Origin of the sequence: Chryseolinea soli, assembly GCF_003589925.1 — a bacterium.
In the GTDB taxonomy this organism is placed as follows: Bacteria; Bacteroidota; Bacteroidia; order Cytophagales; family Cyclobacteriaceae; genus Chryseolinea; species Chryseolinea soli.
The window spans coordinates 4,982,136-5,006,835 of sequence record NZ_CP032382.1; the positions used below are offsets into that span (position 1 = coordinate 4,982,136).

Here is a 24,700-nt window from a genome sequence, read left to right on the forward strand (position 1 = left end):
TAAGACGACATGCAAGCCTTAACCAACCGGTCTAAAGTTGTTGTCAAGAAGCAGATGAATTTCTGGGAGCGGATCTATTTGCCGGCTATCCTGGGAGGCATTGTCATCACGATAAAACATTTGTTCCGTAAGAGCTCTACCGTGAAGTATCCCGAGACCAAGCGCGAGATCAGCCAGATCTGGCGTGGCCAGCACGTGTTGAAGCGCGACGAGCAGGGCGCCGAGCGTTGTACGGCTTGCGGACTTTGTGCTGTGGCCTGCCCGGCCGAAGCGATCACGATGGTGGCCGCTGAGCGTGCGAAGGGAGAAGAGAAATTATATCGCGAGGAGAAGTATGCTTCGACTTACGAGATCAACATGCTGCGCTGCATTTTCTGTGGACTTTGTGAAGAAGCGTGTCCGAAGGAGGCGATCTTTTTGACGGACCGTATTCTTCCGACAGATTATGGCCGGGGAGAATTTGTGTTTGGAAAGGATAAGCTGGTGGAACCGGTCGATGCGCGCGTGGATGTGACGGTGCGTCAGACGGCCGCTGTGCTGGAATTCAAAAAGCATAAACAATACAGTCATAACAAATAACATCAAGCCGCAGTGACACTTAACCTTTTCTATTTTCTTTCCTTTGTCGCCATCTTCGCCTCCTTGCTGGTGGTGTTTTCGAAAAGCCCGGTGCACAGCGTACTGTACCTCATCGTGGCTTTCTTTGCCATTGGCGGCCACTACCTTTTGCTGAACGCGGAGTTTCTCTTTATCGTCCACATCATTGTGTATGCCGGCGCCATCATGGTGTTGTTCCTCTATGTGATCATGCTGTTGAACCTGAACGAGGAAAGTGAGCCGCACAAAAGCAACCTCTTAAAATTTGCCGCCGCAATCGCCGGTGGTTTGTTGTTGCTCATTTTGGTGGCTTCGTTCAAAGGCGCGGAACAACTGCCCGCTGCGGTCACGCAACACGACGTAGGCTATGTGAAGAAGCTGGGCCACGTGTTGTTTACCGAGTATTTGCTTCCTTTTGAAATTACTTCCGTGTTGTTGCTGGCCGCTATGGTGGGCGCCGTGATGTTGGGTAAACCCGAAAAGTATAACAAAGGATAAGGCGCCGAGAATTTTTAATGAATACGAAATAAAGTATACATGATCCCAATAGACTACTACCTCTGGCTCAGTGCCGTCCTGTTCACCATTGGTGTGCTGGGCGTGTTGTACCGCCGGAACGCCATCATTGTTTTTATGTGCATTGAACTGATGCTGAATGCCGTGAACCTGGTGATGGTGGCGTTTTCCAATTATATGAACGACGCGGCAGGGCAGGTGTTCGTGTTTTTTATCATGGCCGTGGCCGCCGCCGAGGTAGCCGTGGGGCTGGCCATTCTCATCATGATGTATCGCATCACAAAGACCACGGATATTAATATTTTGAATCGCTTAAAATGGTAGGGATGAATTTTCTGATAACCCTTATTCCTGTTTCACCCCTCCTGGGCTTTCTCATCATCGCCCTCAACTACAAAAAGATGATCCACGGGGTGGCGTCTTTTATCGCTTGTGGCATGGTGTTCATTTCGTTCATCCTGGCCGTGGTGGTGTTCTTGCAATTGCTTTTCTTACCCGAAGATCAACGCGCATTCTCGGTGACCGTGTTTGACTGGATCCACACCGCCGGCTTCTCGGCCGATATCAGTTTCCTGGTGGACCCGCTGTCGTCGCTCTTTCTGTTGATTATCACGGGGGTCGGATTTTTGATCCACCTGTATTCCATCGGCTATATGCACGACGATGCGGGCTACAACAAGTTCTTCTCTTATTTGAACCTGTTTGTGTTCTTCATGCTCCTGCTGGTGATGGGTTCGAACTATTTGTTGATGTTCGTAGGCTGGGAAGGTGTTGGACTTTGCTCGTACCTGCTGATCGGCTTCTGGTTTAAGAACACCGACTATAACAAAGCCGCGAACAAGGCCTTTATCATGAACCGCATTGGTGACCTTGGTTTGTTGATCGGGATCATCCTGATCTTTGTGAACTTTGGTAGCATAAACTATCACGAGGTCTTAGCCAAAGCTGCCGATGTTGACCCTTCGACCATCTCGCTGATCACCATTCTGCTCTTTATTGGAGCGATGGGTAAGAGCGCACAAATTCCTTTGTATACTTGGTTGCCCGACGCTATGGCGGGTCCCACGCCGGTGTCGGCGCTGATCCACGCCGCTACCATGGTGACGGCGGGTATCTATATGGTGGCCCGAAACAATGTATTGTATTCGATGTCGCCCGCAGCCTTACAGCTGGTTTTGATCGTAGGTCTCGCGACTGCGCTTTTCGCCGCCACGATCGCGGTAGCTCAAAACGATATTAAGAAAGTACTGGCCTACTCAACGGTGAGTCAGCTGGGATTGATCTTCGTAGCGTTGGGGGTGGGTGCCTATTCCAGCGGCATCTTCCACATGGCCACACACGCTTTCTTTAAAGCCTTGTTGTTCCTCGGCGCGGGCAGCGTGATTCACGCGTTGAGCGGCGAACAGGATATTCGCAGAATGGGGGGATTGAAGAAACATCTGCCCATCACTTACCTGACGTTCCTGGTGGGCGTACTCGCTATTTCGGGGATACCGCCCTTTGCTGGTTTCTTTTCGAAAGATGAAATTCTGGCGAATGCTTTTGCGCAAAGCCCGGTGGCCTATGGTGTTGCCTTGCTGGCCTCCTTGCTTACTTCGTTCTACATGTTCAGATTGTTCTTCCTGACGTTCCTGGGGACGCCCCGGGCAAGCCATGAGGTAATGCACCATATTCATGAATCGCCCAAGAGCATAACGGTGCCGTTGATCGTACTGGCTGGGCTGTCGCTGGTGGGAGGGTTTATGAACGTTCCCGAGGTGTTGGGAGGATCGGCATGGTTGAATGAATTCCTGTCGCCGGTGTTCGCGCCCTCGCACGGTATACTCGAGCTTCATCACCTGGAGCACAGCACGGAATTGGTGCTGATGGGCGTGGTCGTTACATTGACGGTGGTGCTGATCGGCATTGCCTATTCCACATACGTGAAGAAAAGCGACGTGCCGGCTGCTGAAGGAACACTCAGCGGTGTGCATAACGTCGTGTACCACAAATATTATATCGACGAGCTCTACGACGCTATCGTGGTGAAACCCTTGTTCTGGCTCTCGAAGCAATTTGACGGCGTGGTGGAACGCCTGGGCATCGACGGTATTGTGAATGCGCTTGGCGGTGTGGTGGTGAAAGGAAGTCAGGTGTTCCGTTTGTTACAGAACGGCAGCATCGGGTTCTACATTTTCGCTATGGCGATCAGCATAATATTGATGTTAACCTTTTTCGTGATATGGTAGGGCGCGTTGCGACCTGCTCAACCTTTTGACGTGAGATAAAATTATGATGTTATTGTTTATACTTCTCTGGCCTTTGCTCGCATCGCTGGTGCTGTTTGCCTTCAAGCCGAAACAGGCCTGGGTGATCGCCTTCATTGCCACCCTGGTGGAGCTGGTGGCCTCGCTGGTGCTGGTGATCGGCTTTGATAAGAACGCCTCTGCTACGGCCGCCATAGACCTGCCCTGGATCACTTCCCTGGGTGTGAACTTCGCCATTGGCGTGGATGGTATCAGCCTGTTGCTGGTGTTGCTCACGACCGTGCTGGTGCCTTTTATCGTTCTTTCCGCCGCAAAGCATACGTACTCGCCATCCTTCTACGGACTGGTCCTCATGATGCAGATGGCCCTCATCGGCGTGTTCACCGCGATGGACGGCTTCCTGTTCTATCTTTTCTGGGAGATCGCGCTGATCCCGATCTATTTCATTTGCTTGATCTGGGGTGGAGAAGATCGCGGACGCATCACGCTGAAGTTCTTTATCTACACGCTGGCTGGAAGCTTGTTCATGCTGGTAGCGTTGATCTACTTGTATTTCCAAACACCCGGTACACACAGCTTTGCCATTCAGGCCTTATATGAAGCCGGTCGCGCGTTGCCTCCCGGCGAACAAAGCCTGATCTTCTGGGGATTGTTTATTGCCTTTGCCATTAAAATGCCGGTGTTCCCTTTCCATACCTGGCAGCCCGACACCTACAGCGTTGCCCCCTCACAAGGCACGATGTTGCTTTCGGGCATCATGCTGAAGATGGGTTTGTACGGCGTGATCCGTTGGTTGATCCCGGTGGTTCCCGCCGGTGTGCAGGAGTGGGGAATGACGGCGGTGATCCTGTCGGTTATCGGCATTCTCTATGGATCATGCATCGCCATCGTTCAAAAAGATTTTAAACGCCTGATTGCCTATTCGTCCATCGCCCACGTGGGGTTGATCTCTGCGGGGATCTTCACGCTGAACAAGATCGGCGTGCAGGGCGCGCTCATCCAGATGTTGAGTCACGGCATCCTGGTGTTTGGCTTGTTCTATGGTATCGACATCATCGAAACGCGTGTGAAGACGCGCAATCTTTCGGGACTGGGTGGCATCCGGAATGTGGCCCCTAACTTTTCTGCGGTGTTTACCGTGGTGATGCTGGGCACGCTCGCGTTGCCGTTTACCAGTGGGTTCGTGGGAGAGTTTTTGCTGATCAATTCCGTCTTCCAATACAATGCCATCCTCGGTGTGGTGGGAGGGCTTACGATCATTCTCGGCGCGGTGTATATGCTGCGCAGTTTCCAGCAAGCCATGCTGGGCGAGACCAACGCCACGACGGCCGGCTTTGCCGATCTGAGCGGGCACGAGAAACTGGTGTTGTTTCCCATCGTGGTGCTGATCATTGTGATTGGTATCTATCCCGATCCGCTGCTGTCGATCTCCGAATCGGCCGTGTCGAATCTTTTGTTGATTGTTCAAGATTTTTCCGCTTCTGCAAAATAGTATGAATGCACTGTTAGTCATTTGTGGTCTGGGTTTCGTATCGCTCCTCGCGGAGATCGCCAACTTTAGAAAGTTGCTGACGGCGCTGGTTGTACTGGCGTTGGTAGCGGCCATCGTATTGGGTGTCCTCGACTGGGGTGCGCCCCGCGCATACTACCACGACATGGTGGTGTTCGACAATTTTTCGCTGGCGTTTACGGCGCTGCTGTGCACCATCACCTTAGCATGGTATGTCATGGCCCGCAGCTATTTCGAACATCAGTCGCACCAGTCGGATCGTTCGGCCCTCATGATCTTTGCGTTGGCCGGCGGCATCATCATGGTGTCGTTCAACAACATGGCGATGTTGTTTTTGGGTATCGAGATCTTGTCCATATCGCTCTATGTGTTGGCGGGAAGCAACAAGAGCAGCCTGTTCTCTAACGAGGCGGCGTTCAAATATTTCCTCATGGGATCGTTTGCCACCGGCTTTCTGCTGATGGGGATTGCGTTGGTCTATGGCGCTACCGGCTCTTTTGATATCACCAAGATCTTTGTTTTTGTACATGACCACAGCGCCACCATGCCGCGCTTTTTCCATGCCGGCCTCGTGCTGATCCTGATCGGTCTCACGTTCAAGATCTCTGCCGTACCCTTTCACTTCTGGGCACCGGATGTGTATGAAGGATCACCCACACCTGTCACAGCATTTATGTCGACGATGGTGAAGACAGCAGCGCTGGGTGCTTTTGTGAAAGTGTTTCAAACGTGTTTCACACCGGTGCAACCCGCGTTCCTGATCATTCTCCAGGTCATCATTGTGCTCACCCTCGTGGTGGCCAACGTGACGGCGGTGTATCAGGTGAGCGTGAAGCGCATCCTGGCTTATTCCAGCATTGGGCACGTGGGCTACATCTTGCTGGCCCTGGTGGCTTCGGACGGCAGTGCACTGGGTGTATTGTTCTATTACATGGTGGCTTACTCTGCCGCCTCCATTGCCGCCTTCACCGTATTGCAGGCAGTAGAACTTTCGTCGGGCAGCACGGGCGTTGACAGCTTCAATGGCTTGTATTATAAAAATCCTTTCCTCGCCGTGGTCATGACCATCGCCATGCTGTCGCTGGCAGGGATACCGCCGTTGGCTGGGTTCTTTGGTAAATATCTGGTGTTTGCCAAAGCGCTGGAGCACGGCTATGTCGCCATGGTGATCTTGGGTGTTGTAACATCACTTATCGGTATTTACTATTACTTCAAGGTGATCGTTGCCATGTATAAGAAGGAAACAAGTACCCCAACGCCTACACAATATTCCCCGGTGCTGCTGGTGTTGTTAACGCTGGTGATACTGGCCCTGGGCGTGTTCCCCGACCGCGTGATCAGTCTTTTGATCCCGTAACCACAAAATTTTTTCTCCGGTCTTTTCTGCTTCCCCATCGGGTTTCGATGGTTTGCGCTGCCTAACCGTGGGGTTGCCGGTCGCGTGCATTTTGGATTATTTCCCTAAAAAATTTATATTCAATCGATTGAATAAAAAAAGCCTATGGGAAAAGTAAAAGACATTTTGCAAAGCAAAGGACGGAACGTGTTTTCTGTTGACCCCGAAACGATGGTGTATAAAGCCATTGAACTGATGTGTGAAAAGAACATTGGTGGCCTCATGATCGTCGAGGGCGGAAGCCTCGTCGGCATATTTACGGAACGGGATTATGCGCGCAAACTCATCTTGAAAGGGAAGTCGTCCAAGGACACGCCCATCAAAGAGCTGATGACCCGCAAGCCCTTTACGGTGAACCCGGAAAACAGTATTGAAGAGTGCATGAGTTTGATGACGGCCAAACACATACGCCACTTGCCGGTGGAAGAAAACGGCGTGCTGATCGGGTTGATCTCTATCGGTGACGTGGTGAAGTTTGTGATCGAAGAACAGAAGAATATAATCGAACACCTGGAAGGCTATATCTCGCGTTAAGGATTGACCTGGGTTGGCATCGTTCAACCCAAACCGGCCCTACAAAAAAAGGCCACCTGATTTTCCTCAGGTGGCCCTTTTCTTTGATGCCTGATTTGAATTAGAGACGGAAGGTAACGCCGATGTTGGCGTCGCTCATATCGTCCCAGCCCACTTCCAAATACGCTCCGAAAGCATCGGTGAAAAAGTAACGACCGCCTACTTTCACGGGAACGGTGATATTGGTGTCGCTGTAGTCGTAGCCGCTGGTGTCGCCCGAAGTGGACCGCACTCTGAACCCGAGACCGGCACCGGCATAAACATCCAACGCTTTCACAGGAATGAGTTTGTTAAAGTGGTAGTAGCCCAATACAGCCATGTGAAAAGCAATGATCTTGAGTTTGTCATTGCCGTTGTTGTACTTGTAGGAGCCACCGGTGAAACCCAACTGACCTCCTATACCCACTTCGTCCATAATGCCGTGTTCGTATTTTGCATAAAACACGGGAGCCGCGGTGCGACTCCATCCACCATAGTTAACAGACTCTACGGGTTTGTTGGGCGCGCCCAAGCCGAAGGACAACAAGGATGCCGATGCACTGTAGGATCCACTGTTACGCGTTTTGTAAGGAGAGTTATAGAAAGCCTTACCACTTTGTGCCTGGAGAGCACCTGCGGATAACATTCCAGCCAAAACCAAAAAGACTATTTTTTTCATGCGGTTGTAAAGTTTATTTAAGTTCAAATTCATGCAATTTTTGTACCCCAAAGGTATTTGTATAACGGAAATAAATCAAAAGCGGTTAGGGCTACCCAAAGCCATTTTCGGCATCCTGGCCGATATTCAGACCGCTTCGGCTTGCCCCACCCTGGGGAAGAATGCCACGGCTACTAAACAACGGGTGGGCCGGGAGGTTTTTAGGCTTCGTCCAGGATCACCACCTTATTCATCACATCGCCCTGGCGGATAGCATCGATCACGTCGAGGCCTTCGTAGACCTTGCCGAATACGGTGTGGTTACGGTCCAGGTGTTTGGTGGTGTCGCGGGTGTGGCAGATGAAGAATTGAGAGCCCCCCGTGTTGCGGCCGGCGTGAGCCATGGAGATGACCCCGCGGTCGTGGTATTGGTTGTCGCCAGTGAGTTCACAATCAATCTTATAGCCTGGACCGCCGTTGCCAATGCCGTTGGGACAGCCGCCCTGGATCATGAAATTGGGGATGACACGGTGAAAAATGAGGCCGTTGTAGAAGCCCTTTTCGGCAAGGCTGATGAAGTTTTGAACCGTTTTCGGGGCGTCTTTTTCGAAGAATTTAAGCTTCAGGACACCCTTGTTTGTATGGATTTCTGCGACTTTCATGGGATTTGTATTTAGGCCGCAATTTAATAGGAGATATTCATTTTGATAGCCGAAATTTGAAAATGACAGCGGCGCCCTGACATGATAAAGTGTGTATCCCATAAGAAAGTGTACCAAACCCAGGCCCTGGCCGAAGAGGCCCTGATCGACGCCCGAACGCGCTTTCAATACCGGAAACATCAGGGGCCTGTAGCGGTTTATAAATGCGATGACTGTGGCTACTATCACCTCACGTCGCAGGGCGACATCAACCCGCGCCTGGCCAGCGATCTGGCGGCGGGAAAGATCGACCTGCAAAAAGAGGCTAACCACTGGCTCGATAAATTAAAGAAACGCTAACCCCGGCTTCATCTTTATGAAACGCATCCGCGAGATCCATACGGCGCCGTATTATCCCATTGCCGACCTGGTGACCTACACCGTGATGCCCTCGGGACACCTCGAGAACATTGACCCGTTCCTGTTTTTGAATCATCATGGCCACCAGGTCTATTCGCCGCACAACCATGGTTTGCCCTTTGGTCCGCATCCACACCGCGGCATGGAGACGGTGACCATCATCCTGGAAGGCGACATCCTGCACCGCGATTCCACCGGACACGAAAGTGTGATCGAAGCAGGTGGTGTGCAGTGGATGACGGCGGGCAAGGGTTTGTTGCATGCTGAAGTTTCCTCGGAAGAATTCAAACGCAACGGCGGGCCGCTCGAGATCCTGCAACTCTGGACCAATTTACCCGCGCGATTGAAAATGACAGAGCCTCAATACACCGGGCTGCAAAAAGATAAGATCCCTACCGTAGTGCTGGACGATGGCAAAGTGAGCGTGAATGTCATTGCCAGTGATTGGCAAAATATTCCGGCAGCTTTTTCAACGTTGGTGCCGTTGGCGTTGCGCACGGTTTTCTTCGCGCCGGGCGGGAAACTTTCGGTGGATGTGGCGCATGGGGAAAACGTTTTGTTTTATGTGATCCGCGGGGAGGTTGTGGTGAATGGCTCGCCTGCGCGGATGCATCAGTTGGTGGAGTTCGAACGCGATGGAACGGGCGTGACCGTGGAGGCGCAGACGAACTGTGTCGTTTTATTCGGACACGCCATGCCCCTGAATGAGCCTGTAGTGGCTGAGGGGCCTTTTGTGATGAATACGGCACAGGAGATCACCGAAGCTTATAAGGACTATCGGGATGGAAAGTTTGGTCGCTGGAAATAAATTTTCACCGCCTCACCTTCGCTAAAGCTACGACGAGCCCTCCTTTCGCTGAAGCTTCGGCAGGCAAAGTCAACGCAAAGATTTTTTTGCCTACTTAGTTCTTTCTGATAATACTAATTCTTCTGGCAACGTTTCGCGGTGCCATTTTACTTTTACGTGGTGCGTCATTTTGTCGTTCTTCAAGACAATACTATTGCCCGACTGCAAGACGCCGTCTATGGTGACCGTTGCGTCGTTGCCGTCTTGGATGAGTTCGATGCTGTAGTCGGTTTCTTCATACCGGTAGTGGATCGTGAATGAAGTCCATTCCTCCGGAACGCAGGGGATGAACGAGAGGTTCTCGCCTTCACGCTTCAAACCCAGGAACGATTCGATGATCAATTGATACATCCAACCGGCAGAACCCGTGTACCATGTCCATCCGCCACGACCGGTGTGGGGAGAAACGCCATAGACATCGGCGGCCATCACATAGGGTTCCACTTTGTAGGTGGCCACATCCTCTTCTGATTTGCCGTGTTGTATGGGGTTGATCATGTTGAGCAGCTCCCACGTGTGGGCGCGGTCGCCAAGTTTTGCGAAAGCCATGACCATCCAGATGGCGGCGTGGGTGTATTGGCCGCCATTTTCGCGGACGCCGGGCACGTAGCCTTTGATGTAGCCGGGATCCATCTCGCTCTTGTCGAACGGGGGCTCCAGCAATTGGATCAGCTTTTTGTTTTTGTTGATCAGGTATTGATCCACCGAGCGCATGGCGATCTGGGAACGCTCGGGTTGACCGGCGCCCGACAAGATGGACCAGCTTTGGGCGATGGAGTCGATCTTGCATTCGTCGTTCTGCGCGGAACCCAGCGGTGTGCCATCGTCGAAATAGGCGCGGCGATACCACTGACCATCCCAAGCGTTCTTCTGAATACACTTGCGCAACATCTCGGCATTTTGACGACACGCTTCTGCGAAATCGGTGTCGCCTTGCGATTCGGCCAGCGGGATGAAACGGTTCAGCACATCGAAGAGGAAGAACGCGAGCCACACACTTTCGCCCTTGCCGTGGATGCCCACCATGTTCATGCCGTCGTTCCAATCGCCCGAGCCGATGAAGGGCAGGCCGTGTTTGCCATAATGCAGTCCGTGTTGAATGGCGCGCTTGCCATGTTCGTAGATCGATGCGCGGCGCTCGGAGGTGATGGGGAGATCATAATACGATTCTTCCTGTGCATTGAGCTGTCTTCCTTCAATGAACGTGACCGAATCGCGCAGGATGGAGACGTCGCCCGTCGTGGCCACGTAGCGGCTGGTGACATAGGGCAGCCACAGGAAGTCGTCGGAGCAGAGCGTGCGCACGCCTCGACCCATGGGGGGATGCCACCAGTGTTGTGCGTCGCCTTCCAAAAATTGGCGCGATGCCGCTAGCAGGATCTGATCGCGGGTCAGATGCGGCTCGGCATGAAGCAACGCCAGCACATCTTGCAACTGATCGCGGAAACCAAACGCGCCACCCGACTGATAGAATCCACTGCGTCCCCAGAGACGGCAGGACAACACCTGGTAGACCAGCCAGCCGTTGGTCAATATGTTCAACGAGGTGTCGGGGGTTTCGATTTGAATAGCACTGAGCGTGTGGTTCCAGAATTCCTTCACTTTTTTCAGTTCGCTGGCGGCACCGTCGTTGATACGGAAGCGGCGGATGAGGTGTTCCACTTCCATACGATCCTTGCCGGCGCCCATGCTGAAGATCACTTCACGGGAGGCACCAGGCTCAAGATCGAAAGGCACTTGTAATGCTGTGCACGGATCGAGACCCGCGCCGTATTTACCAGAGAGTTTTGTGCGGCGCATAGCCTCAGGTCTCTTCAAAGAACCATTGCGACCAATAAATTCTGTGCGATCGGCCGTGAAAGTATAGTGCGCTTCGTCGACATCGAAGAAGGCTACACGATTGGGGAATTCCGTGTTGTAAGGATTTTTGATCAGCAGCGTTCCCGTGCGCGTTTCCAATTCCGAAACCATGTGCATGGCCGTACGCGGCCGCATGCTACCCAATACCCACTCGGCATAACCCGTGGCCGAAAGCTTGCGCGTTCTTCCTGAAGTATTGCGAATTTTTAGAACGACAAATTTTATGGACGCCTCTTGCGCCACATACGTAATGACTTCGGAAGCTATGCCATCATAGATATGCTCAAACACCGTATATCCAAATCCATGACGGGTGGTATACACGCCGGCATCGCCCGCAGGTTGTGGCATGGGCGACCAGAAAGCGCCCGTGTCTTCATCGCGCAAGTAATACGCTTCGCCACTGAGATCGCTCACCGGATCGTTGTGCCACGGGGTGAGCCGGAAGGCGTTGGCGTTTTCGGACCAGGTATAGGATGGACCATTCTCCGTAACCACCGTGCCGAAGTTGGGATTGCCAATGACGTTGATCCACGGAAGCGGCGTGGTTTTGTTGGCGCTGGAGTGGATGATATATTCTTTGCCATCGGCCGAGAATCCGCCGCGGCCATTGTAGAACTGCAGGTCGCTGCGCGCCGGTGATTTGTCGAGGACCGGTGCCTGGTGTGCCAGGAGCGTGGGCGTGATGACGGGGATGATCTGTTTGGTGGTGAGCCGTTTGTTGATCTGCTCTTCCAGTGAACCGCGGCTGTCGGAGAGAATGACGCGGGCTACGGCCTGCAGCAGGATGCGGTCTTCGGCCGACACTTGATCAACGGGACGCACAAAGATCCGGCCCGGCTTGTCGGCCGTGTTGGTGCCTACGCCGGCGGCGATGAGACCTTGGATCTGATCCTGGAGCAATTGCCGATAGCCACTCGGATCTTCGTTGAGGATGACGAGGTCGGCGGCCAACCCTTTGAGGTGCCAATAGGCTTGCGCTTGAATGAGTTGTTTCACCAACGTGATGTTGGCGCTGTCGGATACGTGAAGCAACACGATCGGCAGGTCGCCGGAGATGGAATACGCCCACAACGCCGACTGGCCCCGTTGATTTTTCAACAGCATGCTGGGACTGGCGCGCAACGCGGGGTTGGTGTAGATGACGGAGCTGGCCAACCGTCCATACAGCTCGGCTTCTTCTTCGGAGGCGTTGATCTGGCGGAGCACAACCTGGCTATGCGTCCACGATAACTCGAAGGCGCGGTCGCGGAGGTGGCGGTCCTGGTAGCGGTCGATCAATCCCTGGCCGCCTTCGCGCGAGTCGGCGATGCCCGTGATGATGTCGACCATGACGGTTTCTTCCGGTTCGAGGCTGAGACGGTATTGAACGGACACAATAGGGTCAAGCACCGATCCCTGGGAACCCGATAACGGTTCGGGATTGTCCATGATCTGCGGGTGTGCGACATTTCTGCCGCGGCCGATAAATTTATGCCGGTCGGTTTCATAGGACGTGGTGTGCGACTGCGCGGTGTTCACCTTCATGAGATGGAACATCCACGGCGGCCGCTCATCTTTTGATCGCGGGCGGCGGGTGCAGAGAATGGCGTGTTGATGAGAGAGGATTTCCGTCTGCACAAAAAGATTGCTAAACGCCGGGTGGGAGGCATCGGCAATGGAAAGTGCCAGCACCACCTCCGCATAGCTGGTGAGCTCCAGGCGCCGCTCGGTCTTGGAGCGGTTGGTGAGATGAATGCGCCGGATCTCGATGTCGTCTTCGGGCGACACGATGATCTCGGTATACGTTTCAATGTCTTCGTCGCGGCGGCGGTATTCGACCCGCCCCTGCGAGAACACGGCGGTGTAGGCTTCGGCTTCTTTGGTGGTGGGTTGATGCGTGTTGGACCAGAAGGTGTTGGTCTTGAGGTCGCGGATGTAGCAGAACGATCCCCACGCATCGGTAACCGTGTCTTCTCGCCAGCGCGTGACGGCTGTTTCTCTCCACCGGCTGTAGCCGCCACCGGCGTTTGTCATCATGACATGATAGCGTCCGTTGGAGAGCAACTGCACTTCCGGCGTTGGCGTATGCGGTGTGTTGATGACGCGGATTTGTGAGTGCAGCGTGATGGGCGTGATGTCTTCCATCTCGGTGGAAGCCGAATAGTAGCCCGTAGCTTTTGGCACCTGTTCCTGCAGCAACAGCAGCGCCGTCTGAAACTCGGCGTCGGCCTCGAATCTTTTTTGCATGGGTTGATCCAGCAGCAGGTAGGCCAATGAAAGCAAGCTCATGCCTTGATGGTGGGCCATGAACGTTTGGATGACCACGCGTGACTGACCGCGCGGCAACCGGGCCGGCGTGTAGTCGACGGCTTCGTAGAAACCGTATTTGCCTTCATAGCCTTCGTGCTGAAGGCGTCGCAGGTTGTGGTAGGCGGCAAGCGGGTCGATCATCAGCGCCATGACGGTGGCGTAGGGAGCAATGACCAGGTCCAGCCCTAGCCCGCGTTTGAAGCCCAGCCCCGGCACGCCAAAGGCGCGGTATTGATAGGTGAGGCTGGCATCGACAATGTTGTAGCACGATTCGGAGATGCCCCAGGGCACGTCTTGTTGTTTGCCGTATTCGATCTGCTTGGCAACGGTGCCCTTGCACGTCTCGTCCAGCAACGTGTTCTCGTAAGTGGGCATGACCAGCAGCGGCATGAGGTATTCGAACATGGAGCCGCTCCAGGAGAGCAGCACGGGAATGTTGTCGGCGCTGGTGAGGCGGCGACCGAGGGCAAACCAGCTTTCCTGTGGCAGCTTGCCTTGCGCAATGGCGACGAACACGCTGAGTCGCGCCTCGCTGGCCAGCAGGTCGTAGTAGCTGGCATCGCGGTGATTTTCGTCGGCATTGTAGCCGATGGCCAACAGGTGCTGCGACTTGTCGTAGAGGAATGCATAGTCCATGTCGGCAAAGGCATAGCACTGGCGGGCCAGGTCGTGGACGACAGCGATGCGCTCGCGGGCATGCTGGCTGGCCGTGACCAGGACTTTCTCACAGTCCTTGGCCCATTGCTGTTCTTCGGAGTTGCCATTGGCACGCAATTCGTCGAGCGCTTCTTTCCACTCTTTTGGACAGCCGGCCACTTGCACCAGCGTAGGGATCTTCTTCGGATTGTCGGCGCCGAATTTCTCCGGCATCGGGCCAAGCGCGGTCCACGGTGCGAGCAGCGCGATTTCTTGCAAGACACGGTTGACTTGTTCGTCGAAAGCATCCCACCAGGTTTGAAGCTCTGGATCCTCATCTTTGAGCAGCGCCGTGCGGATAGGTTGGCACTGCAACTTCAGCGCTTCGAAGTATGCCTTCACGGCCGCCAGGTTTGATGTGGCGATCCGGTTCTTTTGTTTCCATTCGTCCAGGAGTTGTGCGAGCGCCGCGTTCCGTGTTTTGTCAAGCTTCACAATGATGCGCAGCGTGTCGCAGAGTCCGTACCAGACGTGGTGTGAGAGGATAGACTTCCGGGGCAGCTCCAGCAGACCCTGGCGGAGGGTGAGCAAATGGCCCGCGAAGTTGCCGCTGTCGACGGTGGAGATGTAGCGCGGGTTGAGGGTGCGCAGCGACTGTGTGTCGTACCAGTTATAGAAATGCCCGAGGTAGCGGTCGAGTTTGTCGAGTGTTTGAAACGTGTTGGTCACGCGTTCGAGCACGTTGCCCGCGGTGATGTAGCCAAAGTCGAAGGCCGTGAGGTTGGCCAGCAAGGCCATGCCGATGTTGGTAGGCGACGTGCGATGGGCCACGACGGGGATGGGATATTGCTGGAGGTTGTCGGGTGGCAGCCAGTTGTCGTCGGCCGTCACGAATTTTTCAAAGAACGACCAGGTCTTGCGGGCGAGCTCGCGCAGGTAAAGTTTTTCTTCTTCGTTGATGGACGACCGCTTGGGCGGCATGGGCTTGCCCAGCCACGACACCAACGCCGGCGACACAAACCACACCGCGATGAGCGGCATGGCAATCCACAGCGCTTCCGGTTTATAATCCCACAAGAAGACCACGATCGCTGCAGCCGCCAATGGAGCGATCCACATCATGCGCAACGCATCGGCCAGACCTTCTTTACTTTTTTGGACAAAGCCCGACGGATTCCACTCTAATAGTTTTCGCCGGCTGATATTGATTCTCCACAACGTGCGCGCGATCGCGTCGAGGCTCATCCACGCCTCGTAGGGTAGACAAGCCAGTGTGAACAGCGCCTGCAGAATGTTTTTGTAAGTGGCGAGCAATGTGTTATGTGCGTGTTGGGCAAACGTGATCTCTTCCGACTTGCGCAAGCTGCTCCAAATGGACTGCAGAATAGGAGGGAGCATGACGAGCATAAAGACACTGATGGTCCAAAACCAAGCGTCGGGCATGATGGTCCAGCCCATCAGCAACAAACCCACCAAGGCGATGGGCACGATGCTGCGGCGGAGGTTGTCGAAGATCTTCCAGCGCGACAAGGCGGAGATGGAATTTTTTGTGAGCCCTTTTTTTGCGGCGGGCACAAACGGCAGAAACCAGTTGGCGATCTGCCAGTCGCCCCGGATCCACCGGTGGCGGCGCGTGGCGTCCATGCTATAGCGCGAAGGGTATTCTTCATAGAACTGAACATCACTGGCAAATCCGCAGCGGACATAGGAACCTTCCAGCAAGTCGTGGCTAAGAATGCGGTTTTCGGGAAAGCGGTTGCTCAACACCTTCTCGAAAGCGTCCACATTGTAGATGCCTTTTCCGATGAACGAACCTTCTTCAAACACATCCTGGTAAACGTCGGACGTGACGCGGGTGTAGGGGTCGATGCCCGAGTCGTTCTCGTGCATACGCGTGTAGCGCGACCGTGTGGCGCCGTGGAGGCTCACGGCAATGCGCGGTTGGATGATGCCATAGCCTTCGACGACGCGTCGCTTCTTTTCGTTATAGACGGCGTGATTCAACGGGTGGGCCATCAGACCCGCCAGTTTCCAGGCAGCATCGCGGGGCAGTTGCGTGTCGGTGTCGAGGGTGATGACGTATTTTACTTCCGGGAGGCTGCGCTCGTCGCCCACGATGCGGGCGAAGCGTTCGCGGCCCTGGCCTTTTAATAATTGGTTGAGTTCCGTGAGCTTGCCGCGCTTGCGCTCATAGCCCATCCAGGTCTTTTCGGCGGCGTTCCATTTGCGGGGGCGGTGGAAGAGAAAGAAAGTGTTGGGATTGCTGGCGGTGTATTTTAGGTTGAGGGCAATGATGCTTTTCTCTGCAAAATCCAGTAGCAGCTTGTCGTCGGGCATCACTTCCACCGGGGCATCTTTGAAATCGGTGAGCAAAGCAAACATGAGGTTCGGATCGCGATTGGCCAGGAAGCGCACCTCCAGCTCTTCTACCAGTTTGGCCACCTGGCCTTGGTTGGCCAGCAGCGTGGGCACGACCACCAGTGTGCGGTGTTCGGGGGGAATTCCCGTCGAGAAGTCCATGCGCGGCAAGGGCTTTGGCGTGATCCATACGGTAGCCCACCAGTTGACCAGCGCCAACGCCAGGTGACTGCTTCCCAGCACGGCCAACACGGCCGTGACGATGAGCCACTCCCTGGACAAACCATCCAGCGCCGCCTTCTCGACAAATCCAAGGGCAACGAGGCCCGTTAAGAGTATGGCGAGCAACACGTAGAAGCGATAAGCATTCTTAGAAAAGAAACGCTCCAAGGCTTGCCCTGTATTCAACCTTACCTTCGACACATTCTCCGTAAGGAAAACACCAGCCCCGACTAAGTAGTAGCCCACATGACCTTTTCGCTTGTCGTCGGGTTCTTTGGAAGCGCTGCGCTTGGCGAGGTTGATCGCGGCGCGGGCCACTTCATATTCGGACAGCGTGCTGCGCTTGGCAATTTTCTCTACCGCATGCCGGTAATGATCGCGCGTGAGGAAATCCATTTTGGGATAGATACCGCCGTTGTCTTCGCGCAGCGTTTGTTCCACCACGCTCATGGTCTCCACAAACTCGCGCCAGTCCATCTTGGCCAGGAAGCGCAAGCTGTTGATGCTGTTGCTCATGGAAAGTTGGTCGGCCGCCTGGGTCTGGTTTTCGGCCAGCACCATGAGGTTGATGTTGGTGGATTGCTCGGACAGATGTTGCTCCAGCCACGTAAGCGGCAACGCAAGATCAAGACCTTTCCACTGCAACTTGCGCGTGAACTCCGCCACGAACGCGCTCACCATGGGCGGATTGGAGCGGGCCATGTCGGCGATGATGAGCACGAGGTCTTTCGGGTTTTCTTCGGCGGTCTGGATGACGCGGTCGCCCCAGAGTGCGGCCAGGTCGGCGTCGTTGCGGTCCAGCGCGATGCGGGCGGCCACGCGGCTGAGATTTTCCAGCAAGGCCAGGCGCAACATGATGGGGATGGCCCACAACTCACCGATGGTGAGGAAGGTCAGCTTCTGATAGGCGGCAATAAAGCTGCTGAGGCTGTAGATGTCCACGCGCCCGTCGCTGTGGGAGATGATCTGGATGGCGATGTCGTAGACGCGCGGGAAGCCCGCAGACGTACCGTTGGTGAGCCGCGGCAAACCCTTGCTATAGCCCTTGGGCAGATAGCGTTTGCCGATGCGGATCTGTTCTTCGATGAGGTAGAAGTTGTCGAGCAACCATTCGCCCGCGGGCGTGATGGCCTTCTTCTCGTGTACCGTGTCGTGTAGGAGGGACGTGACGTGGAAGAGGATGGCCTCGTTCTCGGCCAGCCGTTTCAGCAAAAGCTCCGGACCCTGGTTGGTGCCCAGGGCATGGGTTGCGGCCAGGTGTTGGGCGTGCTGCTCCATTTGCTCGGTGCTGTAGAGCTCCGAACGCAGGGGAGGTTTCTCATTTACATCCTCCCGGACAAAATTGTCTTTTTGAAAGCGCTGCAATAAGGGGGAAAGAATTTCATCAAGGGTTGCTTTCGCTTTCATGCGGATCTCTAAAGTTTAAAGTTTGACGGACATTCACGGCCACCAGTAAGACAAAAAGGATCGTATCGATTACGGTGCCAGTTGTTCTAGCCGAACATTTTGGTGAGCTCTTCCCAGAGAACGGGCTTCTCCAGGATGCGAAAAGAAGATGCGGATGTTTTGGGAACGTCCAGGGCACTGATAAGGTTCAGCTTCGTTTGCGGGTAGTTCACGAGGATAAACTCCGTTTTGCCCCAACCCAGGCCGTCAGGCAGGTTATTGTCTAAAAAAATATAATCCGGTTTTTGTTCTTCCAGCAATTTCATGCCTTCGGCAATGGTGTGCGCGACGTACACGTCGTATTTTTTCGGAGTAAAGAAATGTTTCATCAGGATGCCCAGGTCCTCCTCATCGTCGATGATCAATACTTTTTTGTTTCTCATAAGCCATTCTCCCGGCCGAAAGGATATAAAAATCCTACCAAAAAAAGGGTGGAAAAAAATGCTACACCAGGCGCCCGGGAGGACGGGGTGAGGAAGAATAGGGGCAAAACTGTGGAACTATTACCCCTGCAACCCCTTGTACAGAGGGCTGTTGACAGGGAATGGCGCGGGTTTTTGAGGCCGCCGGGAGGCCAGGAATGGCTTTGCGGGCCTGGAAACCGCAATTTTATTTGGCGGATTTTGCGATAGTTTACGGCCAACTTCTATATTTGCACTTCCTTTTTGAAAAAAGGCTGAGACTACACACTGGAGAGGTGGGTGAGTGGCTGAAACCAATAGTTTGCTAAACTGTCGTACGGGTTATTCTGTACCGGGGGTTCGAATCCCCCCCTCTCCGCAAGAATTGCAAGGCCGGGCCTGGCAGGTTGTATTTCCACCGGATTTTATGTTTGATTTTGAGAAGTTAGAAGTATACCAGATCGCCAAGGGGGTTGTGACCGATTCCCTGAAGATTATTTACTCCAACGCGGCGCTGGATACGTACATAAAAGAACAGTGGAAAAAGGCCAGCATGGACATCCTCCTGAACCTGGCGGAAGGCACGGGCCGCATGACCAATGCCGACAAAAAGCACTACATCACCATTTCCAGAAGCGCCGTCTTCGAATGCGTGACCATCCTGCAAATCCTCGGCGAGACCGGCGGCCTGCCCCTCACGGAAGCCCAAGGCCTCTACGAGCGCTACGAAAAGATCTCAAAGATGCTCCTGGGCATGTACCGGAGCCACGAGTAATAAAACTGGTCCGATAGCTCAACTGGATAGAGCATCAGCCTTCTAAGCTGACGGTTCGGGGTTCGAGTCCCTGTCGGATCACCAAAATTCATGTAAGTAACTAATTATCGGTTACTTACATGAATTTTACCACAAAACGTTTCCCACATAATTCGCGACTATTAGCCCAAAAGAAATAGCAGGTTCTACGACCTGCTTTTTTTGTAAATTCAAATTCTTACCCGCTTACATCATGTATGTAGTCGGGCAAGGAATCAACCGGGGTTAGTAATCCAGCCGGGATGAAGACCTCTTTCTACTCTCTTGTGCAAAATTAAACGACTCTCACATGTCAATAATGCAAAAATCCAAGAAAACTCTTATTGAGGTATTCGAAACTCTGATAGAGGGGAATTATGAGAATTGGCAAATAGGACGCATCTCCCTACAACAATATCTAGTAGCAAAGCACCACGACACTCTTCCCTATCCACACCACTTTTTTGAAACTACCACCGATGACGCCAATGGTCTGGTGAGGTATTTCAATGACAAAGGTGTTACAATACATAAAATAGACAAGATAAACTTACCCGGTGTTGTCTTCATACCTCCAAATGCCAGTTACGAAAATGAAGTACTATGACAGTTAAAGATTACGCTCTGTTGGCCTTAACCCTCGAACATCTCCCTTCACACGGGGATTTTTAATTTTATCGAAAAAATGAAAATGATAGATAATATCTTTTTTGCGGAAGTCGTTAAAAACTTTACATCCGAACAACATTTGACTATAACGGAATATCTTTGCGAAAATGGCTTCGCTAATATGGCTTCGCTAATATGGTCGATGAAACCAAAGCCGTGATTGCGTTGACGGACAACGGTAGAGCATTAAAAAAATCAGGCTCATTACTTGAATATAACACCCAGATATTAAATGAAAAAATCGCAAAGCTCGAACTGAAATCAAGAGAAAAGCAGACTCACAAACTTACTATTTGGGTTGCCGTAAGCACTATTGTTATGGCTATTCTAGCCTTAATTCAAATCGCCCAGATTATTTGTAAACTCTTCCCTCGCTGTTCTCTTTGAACTTAGATTAAACGTGAATAACCGTTCTCCCTTCCTCTTTCAAGCAAAGCCATCATCAACCGTTCCGCCATTGCAACGTTGCCATACTCGTTCTGATGGATGTGGTCGTTGCTCATGAATTTTAATGCCAACCATTGTCAACCTTCATTTTTATGATGTATTCATTCGTTGGTATGTCCCTTCGGTCGATCTTATTGAAAATTCGTAGCAAATCATCATATCCATTAGAATATTTAATCAACGGATCAGCTTTTGCAAAGTGATATAAATGCCACGTGTAGGGAAAAACGTCACACGCAAGCAGTTTCGAAGCTCGACTTTCAGTATCCCCCATGGACGGCATTAAAGTCACAAACGCGCTTCCGACAACCGCCATGGGAATACCTACAACTGACGTTAAGATCCTCAAAAAACGAGCTTTTTCATAAAACCATGAAAGACCAATCAACGGCCCATAAAATAGTACAATCCAAATTAAACTGATTGGGAAAAGCAGTAAACCAAACGTTATACTTACGAGCAGCCCCAATACAAATGTTGTGAGGATAGAAATGGGCACTATAATCCAAGCTACAATACCGTTTAGAACAGCAATGATTCTATTGGTAGTCATTTGACTTTTTTATGAAGATAACGATTTGGAGCGAATTTATGCGCTACTCTTTAAATCAGCCCCTTGTTCACGCAATAATCGTACAAGTCTGATCTTTTCTTGTGTGGTCAATGGTCTATTTGAATAGACAACCAATCGAATGTCTGTTGCCCCAACGATAGCGCCGGACAATCTTCTGATTGAACCCATCACTATTTTCAGTAAATGCAAAATCAGCAAACCATCTACCATCATTGTTGCCGGGATTGGTTGTGATTGTTTGTATTGTCTTGTTGACATAAATTTTTAAAGTGCTACCGTTGCTTGAATAACTGATTAGTTTGAAGGTGGTGTTATTGTCCGTAGGCGTTTGCATACGGTTGGTGGTTTGGAAAGGATCAGTTCTATAAAAAAGATTCTCCCAATGCAATATTAATATATATATTTAGTATCGAAACCGAACTATCGCCATGAGCACGAAAGAAGATATAGAAGGAGTCATTGAAGGCATCAAGTATAGATATGAAGATTTTTACAAAGTCGCTCAACTGTACTGCAACAATATTGCTGCAACTAATGGCAACCGCAGTGTAGGTCAGAAAATTGACCACCAGATATGTCATCGCTTGGCAATTAACACTATCTCGGTCTCACGTCTTCTGAATGATTACAAAACGGAGCACTTACTATTTCTTCCGATTGGCCTAATATTGCGTTGCATTATTTCCGATATCATCAACTATCATTATCTAAAGAATATCGGTATGGAGTTGGGAACACAATCATTGGAAAACGAAGACCTAGTTCTGCTGGCTGAGTTTGTTCAAGGCGTCAAAGAAATCCATTTACAAGAATTGGAAATGTTTCCAATCACGAGAACGCACCAGAAGACTTTAATGGGAGAATTTAAGGAACTATTTCCTGACGTTTTTGAAAGCGGGTCAGCTGAATTAAAAGTGAAAAATAAGAGCGAAATTAGGTCTCAAGATGACCATCAGTACTTCAAAAGTAACAAACTTTCTGATGGAAATTTTTTATCAGAGACAAAAAAAATCAAAGCAAGTAAATATTCTGAAGACAAAGAGTTGGTTGTCTTATTTAGATATTTTTCCCTTTTCCATCATTTCACAACAGCATCGACGATGTTTTATGGAAGCAAGTATAACAGGGCTAATAATATGAGCATACTCCTTAGAGTAATAAAGCAATCGTTGATAGCGATGAGCGATATAGTGACAGGCTTTGACAACAACACAGCTACCATAACGGAGCTTGATCATCAATTAAAGACTACCAACGATCTAATTGAGATCATAACAAATCACTTAAAAGAACCTGTTTAATTGGTTCATTTGTACTTCAATATTGCTGTTTAATTGGATTACGATCCAAAGCCAAAATGGACTTTTTTGGTCCCTGTCGGATCACTTAAAGAGACGATCAATTTTGATCGTCTCTTTTTTTGTTTCAATCCACATTACGCAGACTTTCATCGGTTGTTACTGAAGAACGCTTGAACAACTCTAATCACGCTTTCTACATCTTATAAGGCTGATACGAGGTTGTTGGCGGACGACACCCAACAATGAACGAACGTTATTTTCCGACAATTTTCTTTCGGTGTTCTATTCCCCAATCTGTCAGATTGCTGATTATGGTTTGTAGCGTATTGCCGTGTGCTGTAAGTTCATATTGAACCGATATGGGTTGTGTATCTAAAACGGTTCGTTTGACCAATTGATTGATTTCCAATTCCTTTAATTCTTTGCTCAACATTCTGTTGGAAAGTCCTTCTATATCATTCAGAATATCGGAAAATCGTCTTTTGCCGTAACAGCAAATAGACGTGATAATAGCAATCTTCCATTTCCCATTCAGCACGTCCATTGAATCTTGAACGGCTCTCACTCTTTTCTTTTGCTCCTGTTGAAACTCTTCTATTTTACACCCCATAATGTTACTCGGTTACACCGATGTTACTTTGTTGAACCGATGATACAGTTACTATTCAGTACAAAGTTACCAAAAATAACTTCCGTAATCTAGCTTTGTTGCTCACAATCAAAAATCAAAAAATGAGTAAACTGAAAAACAAGGTTGCCGTGATTACAGGCGGCAATAGCGGTATCGGGTTTGGTATTGCTGAAGCTTTTAAAAACGAAGGCGCAGTTGGTGCAATCGCCGGACGAAATGAGACTACACTGAACAGCGCTGTTGAAACCCTGGGGGGTAATTTTATAGGTGTAAAAGGAGACGTAACAAATCTTGATGACCTGGAGAACCTGTATAGGGCTACGGTTGATAAGTTCGGGAAGATAGACGCATTGGTCGTGAATGCAGGTGGCGTTGTGGACGGGATTCCTTTGATGGCGATAACCGATGCAACGGAAGAAGGTTACGACCGCTATATGGACCTGAATTTAAAAAGTGTGTATTTCACCGTAAAAAAGTCGCTTCCTTTTTTAAATGACGGCGCTTCCATTATACTGATCGCATCGAACGCCGCACATCGGGCAGCACCCGGAGCGACGATATATGCCGCGGCAAAAGCAGCCGTTATTTCATTGGGCAGAGGCTTATCGATTGATTTATTGTCAAGGAGAATAAGGGTGAATACAATTTCGCCTGGCTCAATTGATACGCCGGTTTTTGGAAAGATGGTACCGCAGGATCTGGTGGACCAGGTGAAGCAAATCTGGATAGATCTTACGCCGCTTGGCAGGCAAGGGACTCCGGCTGAGATCGGAAAAACGGCTGTATTTTTAGCTTCCGACGATTCATCATTCATCGTAGGCGCCGATATCTTAGCGGATGGCGGTATGGCTAATGCCTTCTCCGTGAAATAAAACTTATCAACAAACACTAGAAAATGATGAGTAAACTAAAAAACAAAGTAGCGATAGTTACGGGCGCTTCGAAAGGAATAGGTGCATCTATCGCAAAACACTTTGCCAAGGAAGGTGCAAAGGTTGTTGTAAACTATGCTTCAAGCAGAGAAGCCGCAGATAGCGTAGTTAAGGAGATAACCGACAATGGAGGCATAGCCATTTCGCTGCAGGGCGATGTATCGAAAGAAGCCGATGTGATCAGGCTCTTTGAAGAATCAAAGAAGGCTTTCGGCGCGTTGGATATTTTGGTAAACAACGCAGCCTTTCAAGGATACACACCTATTGAACAGGTATCAGCGGATACTTTTCATCAGCATTTCAACGTCAATGTTTTGGGTGCTATACTTGCTATCCAAGCATCTTTGAAGCTGTTTGGTGATAAGGGTGGCAATATCATCAATATCAGTTCGGGTGCAAGCAAAATGCCTCTTCCGGCAGCTTCGTTGTACTCTGCAACTAAAGCGGCATTAGATGCCATAACGATTTCTTTGTCGAAAGAACTGGGTGCAAAAAACATTCGTATCAATTCTATTTTGCCGGGTGCAACGGAAACAGAAGGTGCAAGTAGTGCGGGTGTCACCACCGGCAGTGAGTATGAAAAAATGTTTATTGCCAATACACCGCTTGGCCGTAGAGGTCAGCCCGAAGATATTGCGAAAGTTGCCGTATTTCTTGCTTCCGATGATGCAGCTTGGATTACGGGAGAGCAAATTTCCGTTTCGGGCGGTATGTATGGCTTTTAAATTCCTAAACCCGAAAAAATGAAAGGCAAT

Annotated in this window: 21 protein-coding genes and 2 tRNA genes; 16 read left to right on the plus strand and 7 right to left on the minus strand. The window is 51.2% G+C overall.

The annotated features are described in order from the left end of the window. Positions 1 to 9 precede the first annotated feature (9 nt). From D4L85_RS21135 to D4L85_RS21165, 7 genes are all read left to right on the plus strand, one after another. A complete protein-coding gene (locus D4L85_RS21135) occupies positions 10 to 579 on the plus strand; it encodes a NuoI/complex I 23 kDa subunit family protein (protein WP_119756173.1) in 570 nt (189 codons plus the stop codon). Positions 580 to 591: 12 nt separating this feature from the next. Then, the gene (locus D4L85_RS21140) at positions 592 to 1,095 is read left to right on the plus strand and encodes an NADH-quinone oxidoreductase subunit J family protein (RefSeq protein WP_119756174.1); all 504 of its coding nucleotides are present in this window, start codon (positions 592 to 594) and stop codon (positions 1,093 to 1,095) included. A gap of 39 nt (positions 1,096 to 1,134) precedes the next feature. Beyond that, entirely contained in the window at positions 1,135 to 1,437 is a 303-nt protein-coding gene (nuoK, locus tag D4L85_RS21145; protein ID WP_073140479.1) for an NADH-quinone oxidoreductase subunit NuoK, read from the plus strand. A 2-nt stretch (positions 1,438 to 1,439) separates the two neighbouring features. Further along, positions 1,440 to 3,341: an NADH-quinone oxidoreductase subunit L gene (gene nuoL / locus D4L85_RS21150; protein WP_119756175.1), complete on the plus strand. Its 1,902-nt coding sequence runs from the start codon at positions 1,440 to 1,442 to the stop codon at positions 3,339 to 3,341. A gap of 43 nt (positions 3,342 to 3,384) precedes the next feature. Continuing rightward, a complete protein-coding gene (locus D4L85_RS21155) occupies positions 3,385 to 4,851 on the plus strand; it encodes a complex I subunit 4 family protein (protein WP_119756176.1) in 1,467 nt (488 codons plus the stop codon). A gap of 1 nt (position 4,852) precedes the next feature. After that, positions 4,853 to 6,226 (plus strand): NADH-quinone oxidoreductase subunit N, encoded by a 1,374-nt coding sequence (locus tag D4L85_RS21160; protein WP_119756177.1) that lies wholly within the window; start codon positions 4,853 to 4,855, stop codon positions 6,224 to 6,226. A gap of 144 nt (positions 6,227 to 6,370) precedes the next feature. After that, positions 6,371 to 6,799 carry a CBS domain-containing protein gene (locus tag D4L85_RS21165; RefSeq protein ID WP_119756178.1) on the plus strand — a complete coding sequence of 143 codons (429 nt, stop codon included), beginning with the start codon at positions 6,371 to 6,373 and terminating at the stop codon, positions 6,797 to 6,799. Positions 6,800 to 6,899: 100 nt separating this feature from the next. Here D4L85_RS21165 and D4L85_RS21170 read toward each other — a convergent pair whose 3' ends face one another. Both D4L85_RS21170 and D4L85_RS21175 read right to left on the minus strand, forming a co-directional pair. Further along, positions 6,900 to 7,496: a porin family protein gene (locus tag D4L85_RS21170; protein ID WP_160143892.1), complete on the minus strand. Its 597-nt coding sequence runs from the start codon at positions 7,494 to 7,496 to the stop codon at positions 6,900 to 6,902. Positions 7,497 to 7,696: 200 nt separating this feature from the next. Continuing rightward, on the minus strand, positions 7,697 to 8,137 hold the full coding sequence (locus D4L85_RS21175) for a peptidylprolyl isomerase (protein ID WP_119756180.1): 441 nt from the start codon (positions 8,135 to 8,137) through the stop codon (positions 7,697 to 7,699). Between the two features lie 81 nt (positions 8,138 to 8,218). Here D4L85_RS21175 and D4L85_RS21180 point away from each other — a divergent pair, with 81 nt between their 5' ends. Then, positions 8,219 to 8,476, plus strand: a complete 258-nt coding sequence (locus D4L85_RS21180; RefSeq protein WP_119756181.1) for a hypothetical protein — start codon at positions 8,219 to 8,221, stop codon at positions 8,474 to 8,476. A gap of 16 nt (positions 8,477 to 8,492) precedes the next feature. After that, on the plus strand, positions 8,493 to 9,344 hold the full coding sequence (locus D4L85_RS21185) for a pirin family protein (RefSeq protein ID WP_119756182.1): 852 nt from the start codon (positions 8,493 to 8,495) through the stop codon (positions 9,342 to 9,344). A 90-nt stretch (positions 9,345 to 9,434) separates the two neighbouring features. Here the strand turns inward: D4L85_RS21185 and D4L85_RS21190 are convergent, their stop codons facing one another. Both D4L85_RS21190 and D4L85_RS21195 read right to left on the minus strand, forming a co-directional pair. Continuing rightward, entirely contained in the window at positions 9,435 to 18,158 is an 8,724-nt protein-coding gene (locus tag D4L85_RS21190; protein WP_119756183.1) for a glycoside hydrolase family 94 protein, read from the minus strand. Positions 18,159 to 18,244: 86 nt separating this feature from the next. Continuing rightward, positions 18,245 to 18,580 (minus strand): response regulator, encoded by a 336-nt coding sequence (locus D4L85_RS21195; protein WP_119756184.1) that lies wholly within the window; start codon positions 18,578 to 18,580, stop codon positions 18,245 to 18,247. Between the two features lie 308 nt (positions 18,581 to 18,888). On the opposite strand from D4L85_RS21195, the gene D4L85_RS21205 reads away from it, so the two are divergent. From D4L85_RS21205 to D4L85_RS21225, 4 genes are all read left to right on the plus strand, one after another. After that, positions 18,889 to 18,977 (plus strand) — tRNA-Ser (locus D4L85_RS21205). Positions 18,978 to 19,025: 48 nt separating this feature from the next. Further along, complete coding sequence (locus D4L85_RS21210; RefSeq protein WP_073140511.1) at positions 19,026 to 19,373, plus strand: four helix bundle protein; 348 nt, start codon at positions 19,026 to 19,028, stop codon at positions 19,371 to 19,373. A 7-nt stretch (positions 19,374 to 19,380) separates the two neighbouring features. Then, positions 19,381 to 19,457, plus strand: a tRNA-Arg gene (locus D4L85_RS21215). A gap of 738 nt (positions 19,458 to 20,195) precedes the next feature. After that, complete coding sequence (locus tag D4L85_RS21225) at positions 20,196 to 20,447, plus strand: hypothetical protein (RefSeq protein WP_119756187.1); 252 nt, start codon at positions 20,196 to 20,198, stop codon at positions 20,445 to 20,447. Between the two features lie 121 nt (positions 20,448 to 20,568). Here the strand turns inward: D4L85_RS21225 and D4L85_RS21230 are convergent, their stop codons facing one another. Together D4L85_RS21230 and D4L85_RS21235 are read right to left on the minus strand one after the other, a co-directional pair. Then, entirely contained in the window at positions 20,569 to 21,060 is a 492-nt protein-coding gene (locus D4L85_RS21230; RefSeq protein ID WP_119756188.1) for a hypothetical protein, read from the minus strand. Positions 21,061 to 21,096: 36 nt separating this feature from the next. Beyond that, positions 21,097 to 21,339: a hypothetical protein gene (locus tag D4L85_RS21235; RefSeq protein ID WP_160143893.1), complete on the minus strand. Its 243-nt coding sequence runs from the start codon at positions 21,337 to 21,339 to the stop codon at positions 21,097 to 21,099. Between the two features lie 170 nt (positions 21,340 to 21,509). On the opposite strand from D4L85_RS21235, the gene D4L85_RS21240 reads away from it, so the two are divergent. Next, complete coding sequence (locus D4L85_RS21240) at positions 21,510 to 22,382, plus strand: hypothetical protein (RefSeq protein WP_119756190.1); 873 nt, start codon at positions 21,510 to 21,512, stop codon at positions 22,380 to 22,382. A 253-nt stretch (positions 22,383 to 22,635) separates the two neighbouring features. Here the strand turns inward: D4L85_RS21240 and D4L85_RS21245 are convergent, their stop codons facing one another. Beyond that, positions 22,636 to 22,992 carry a winged helix-turn-helix transcriptional regulator gene (locus tag D4L85_RS21245; RefSeq protein WP_119756191.1) on the minus strand — a complete coding sequence of 119 codons (357 nt, stop codon included), beginning with the start codon at positions 22,990 to 22,992 and terminating at the stop codon, positions 22,636 to 22,638. Between the two features lie 122 nt (positions 22,993 to 23,114). On the opposite strand from D4L85_RS21245, the gene D4L85_RS21250 reads away from it, so the two are divergent. Together D4L85_RS21250 and D4L85_RS21255 are read left to right on the plus strand one after the other, a co-directional pair. Continuing rightward, complete coding sequence (locus D4L85_RS21250) at positions 23,115 to 23,885, plus strand: SDR family oxidoreductase (RefSeq protein WP_119756192.1); 771 nt, start codon at positions 23,115 to 23,117, stop codon at positions 23,883 to 23,885. A gap of 23 nt (positions 23,886 to 23,908) precedes the next feature. After that, positions 23,909 to 24,670, plus strand: a complete 762-nt coding sequence (locus tag D4L85_RS21255) for an SDR family NAD(P)-dependent oxidoreductase (protein ID WP_228450561.1) — start codon at positions 23,909 to 23,911, stop codon at positions 24,668 to 24,670. Positions 24,671 to 24,700: the final 30 nt, after the last annotated feature.